The 3,766-nt window shown below is 52.8% G+C and carries 4 protein-coding genes; 1 reads left to right on the top strand and 3 read right to left on the bottom strand.

Translation table 11 applies throughout. From position 1 onward, the window contains the following. The 3 genes from OB13_RS16820 to OB13_RS16810 all read right to left on the bottom strand — a co-directional run. Positions 1-291 (bottom strand): YceD family protein (locus OB13_RS16820; RefSeq protein WP_461491341.1); only part of this gene is annotated, 291 nt, incomplete at its 3' end. A 65-nt stretch (positions 292-356) separates the two neighbouring features. Then, positions 357-1,379 (bottom strand): 4-hydroxythreonine-4-phosphate dehydrogenase PdxA, encoded by a 1,023-nt coding sequence (pdxA, locus tag OB13_RS16815; protein WP_461491340.1) that lies wholly within the window; start codon positions 1,377-1,379, stop codon positions 357-359. Positions 1,380-1,385: 6 nt separating this feature from the next. Beyond that, positions 1,386-2,819: a leucyl aminopeptidase family protein gene (locus OB13_RS16810; protein ID WP_461491339.1), complete on the bottom strand. Its 1,434-nt coding sequence runs from the start codon at positions 2,817-2,819 to the stop codon at positions 1,386-1,388. Between the two features lie 157 nt (positions 2,820-2,976). Between OB13_RS16810 and rsmA the strand changes: the two genes are divergently transcribed. Further along, the gene (rsmA, locus tag OB13_RS16805; RefSeq protein WP_461491338.1) at positions 2,977-3,756 is read left to right on the top strand and encodes a 16S rRNA (adenine(1518)-N(6)/adenine(1519)-N(6))-dimethyltransferase RsmA; all 780 of its coding nucleotides are present in this window, start codon (positions 2,977-2,979) and stop codon (positions 3,754-3,756) included. The last annotated feature ends 10 nt before the right edge of the window (positions 3,757-3,766 follow it).

The raw sequence follows: 3,766 nt of genomic DNA, 5'->3' as shown, positions 1-3,766 counted from the left end.
CTCTGCATTCTCAGGACCATACTTGATGCGGAGCGTTTCCTCTACATCCACCGGCTGGTCAAATTCCTCCAGGCTTCTATCGCAGGTCAGGCGGACATGACCCTTGATGTCAAAATGCAATGAAAGCAGCGAGTCGGTCTTATCGAGCTCTACTTTTGCCAGTAGCTTTCCTCCCAGCATGATCTCCTGCTCAAACAAAGCAAAGAATGAATCATCCATCTCAAACTCGAACACATGCTTTTTGTTGCTGAGTTTGGCAATGCCGATTTCGTAATCTCTTAGCTTCTTCACTACCGTTTTTTTATTGCAAGACGCAAAATTAGAACATTATTTTGATAAATAAAATAGCTGTTCGATTAAAGAACAGGCTTTTGTTCTGCTAAACGCATTTTTATGATGTCGCAGGCCAGAAACATGGCTTCTCTGAACGAGCTTTCATCGGCTATATGTTTGCCGGCTATATCGTAGGCCGTGCCATGGTCAGGGGAGGTACGCACAATGGGCAGGCCTGCGGTGTAGTTCACGCCACTTTCCATGGCCAGTGTCTTGAACGGGATCAGGCCCTGATCGTGGTACATCGACAAGACCGCATCGAACTGCTTGTACTGGCGCATGCCAAAGAAGCCGTCGGCCGGGTAGGGGCCGAACACCAGGTGGCCGCGCTCTTTCAGGTGCATAACGGCCGGCCGGATGATGTCCGTCTCTTCGTTGCCCAGCAATCCTTTTTCGCCGGCATGCGGGTTGAGGCCCAATACGGCGATGCGGGGCTTCTGTATGCCAAAATCCCTGCGCAGCGACTCCTGCAGGATGGTGATCTTGCGGATGATGAGATCATAGCTGAGCCTGCCCGCTACCTCTTTGACAGGTATGTGGCCCGTCACGGTAGCTACACGCAGCACATCGCTGACCAGCAGCATCAGGCTTTCGGGCGCATCAAAGTAGGAGGTAAGAAACTCGGTATGGCCCGGAAACTTAAAGGCATCCGCCTGGATGTTGTCCTTGTCGATCGGAGCGGTCACGAGACCATCCAGCATACCGGCTTTCAGGTCTTTGCAGGCTGCCAGCAGGGAGTCTAGCGACGCCTTACCGGATTCCGGTTTCGGCGTTCCGGGCTCAACGGCGATGTCTTCTTCCCAGCAGTTGATCAGGTTTACCTTTTTGGGTGCCAGGTCCAGGGCAGTTTGCACCTGCTGGTACTGGAAATGTTCTGCGCTCAGAGCTTTGCGCACTTTGTTGATCAGCGCTGCAGACGCGTAAATAACCGGCGTGCAGTAGTTCAGGATGCGTTGGTCCGAAAGGGTTTTTACGATCACTTCGGGGCCAATACCGTTGGTGTCGCCGATGCTTATACCTAGTTTCGCTTTATATCTGTTTTCCATTTTGTCTTATTTGGCCAGGGAGCTAAGGTAGTTGTAGACAAGGCGCACACCGGAGCCGGTGGCCAGTTTGCCTCTGTACGAATCCTCGCCCAGCAGGTAGGCTGTACCTGCAATGTCAAAGTGTACCCAGGGATAGTTGGTGAAATACTCCAGGAAGACGCCTGCTGAAATGGCACCGGCTTCGGCACCGCCCAGGTTCTTGATGTCCGCTATATCGGATTCGATGTGCTTCTTATATTCTTCCCAGAGCGGAAATTCCACGATACGCTCGTGCACTTCTTCGCCTGTTTTCTTCAGGGCACCCATCACCTCTTCGCCGGCATTGCTCATGGCTACCAAGCCTTCCTTGCCGATGGCGCGCGCTGCGGCCCCTGTCAGGGTGGCCATATCGATCACCAGTTCCGGCTTATAGCGCTGCGCGAAGCTGAGCGCATCGGCCAAAATAAGCCTGCCCTCCGCGTCTGTGTTGAGTACTTCTACCGACATGCCGTTGTGCATGGTGATGACGTCGCCCGGAGAGTAAGCCTTTCCGCCGGGGCGGTTGTCGGTGGCCGGAATGAGGACGATCACGTGGAGCGGTACATTGTTTTTTGCCAGGGCATACAACACACCTGCCACCGCGGCGGCACCTGCCATGTCGGACTTCATGTAGTCCATGGACTGTGGCGTAGGCTTCAGGCTGAGTCCGCCCGTGTCGTATACCACACCTTTGCCCACCAGTACATAAGGTTTTGAATTTTTAGCGCCTTCCGGCTTCCACTCCAGTATGTTGAAGGTAGGTGGCTCTTCGCTGCCCTGGTTTACGGCCAGCAGGCCGCCCATTTTCAGGGACTGTATCTGCAATTCATCCAGCACCTCGGTCTTGAAACCGGCGGCACGACCAAGTTCCTCCAGCTGCTCGCTCAGCTGCGTAGCAGACTGGTGGCTGTTGGGTTCGTTCACCAGGTCGCGTGTAATGGCAACGGCGTCGAGTACATTTTGCAGTTCCGTCACGTCCTGCTCCGAAACATTCTCGTCGGCGAGGATGATCGTCTGCAGGGGGCTGGGCTTGCTGTTTTTGGTTTTGTATTTTTGAAACTGGTAGTTGCTCAGGTATACCCCCTCGGCCAGGTATAGGCTGGCCTGGCTGTTGGTTCTGTCCACAATCGCCAGTTCTTCTACCTTATCGGCTTTGAGTTGTTTGAGTAAGGTATAGCCGGCCTGGCGCAGGGCCTCCCGGGCGGCGTTTTCTGTTTTGGCGTCAGCCGCTACTACTACATACACCCGTTGCGTATAGCGGTTCAGAGCGATGATCTTAGCCTCCGCTTCCAGCTGGCGCTGAACATAACCGGCTTCTTCCGGGCTCAGTTCTGCCAGTGCTGTTGCCTGGTCAGCCCGCACAATCAGGGCAACGTCTGTATTTTTACCTACCGATGTATTGTATTTGAGTTGTGTTGGCATTTGTCGTTCGTATCTTTGAGTCTGCAATATAGCAAGTATATAGTGTAATGTGAAAAAGCAGCCGGTGCCTGCGAGGCTTCCGGAAACGCCTATTAGTAAAGTATAACGGGTTTCAGGAGAAAAGTATCACCTCCATCAAAACCATAACGAATAGAACGTGAGTAAAGTAAGTCCAAAAAAACACCTGGGACAGCACTTCCTGGTCGATCAGAACATCGCCCGAAAGATAGTGGACCAGTTAACGATGCACCAGGGCGCACAGGATGTGCTGGAAATCGGCCCCGGTATGGGCGTGCTCACCCAGTTCCTGCTGCAGCACAAGGAGTATACCACCACCGTCGTAGACATTGACCGGGAGTCGATTGCATACCTGAAAGAGCACTTTCCGGCTTTGCAGGACCGCATCATTTCGGCTGACTTTCTCAAAACAGACCTGAGTAAAATGTTCCCGGGCAAGTTTGCCATCATCGGCAATTTTCCCTATAATATTTCGAGCCAGATATTCTTTAAAGTGCTCGAACACCGGGATGTGGTGCCGGAGGTGGTGTGCATGATCCAGAAAGAGGTGGCCGAACGCCTGGCTGCCCCTCCGGGCTCCAAGACCTACGGGATACTGAGTGTGCTGCTGCAGGCCTTTTATACCATCGATTACAAGTTCACGGTGCATGAACATGTGTTTCATCCGCCTCCCAAAGTAAAGTCCGGCGTGATCGGTCTGTTGCGCAACGAACGGCAGAACCTGGCCTGTGACGAGAAGCTGTTTTTCAGTGTGGTCAAACAAAGCTTTGGAACAAGACGCAAAACGCTTCGTAACTCACTCCGAAGTTATAACTTGCCGCCCGAAATTGCAGCGCAACCTGTTTTTGACAAAAGAGCAGAACAGCTCTCGGTGCAGGATTTTATAGAATTGACCCAACTCATAGAGCAGAACATGTAACACCATGCAG

Source organism: Pontibacter sp. HJ8 (assembly GCF_054824225.1).
This window is presented reverse-complemented; position numbering and strand designations above follow the sequence as displayed.

What these genes read in the sequence shown, in the direction of transcription:
- pdxA (WP_461491340.1), bottom strand. Translation starts at nt 1,379, where the DNA reads ATGGAAAACAGATATAAAGCGAAACTAGGTATAAGCATCGGCGACACC.
- OB13_RS16810 (WP_461491339.1), bottom strand. Translation starts at nt 2,819, where the DNA reads ATGCCAACACAACTCAAATACAATACATCGGTAGGTAAAAATACAGAC.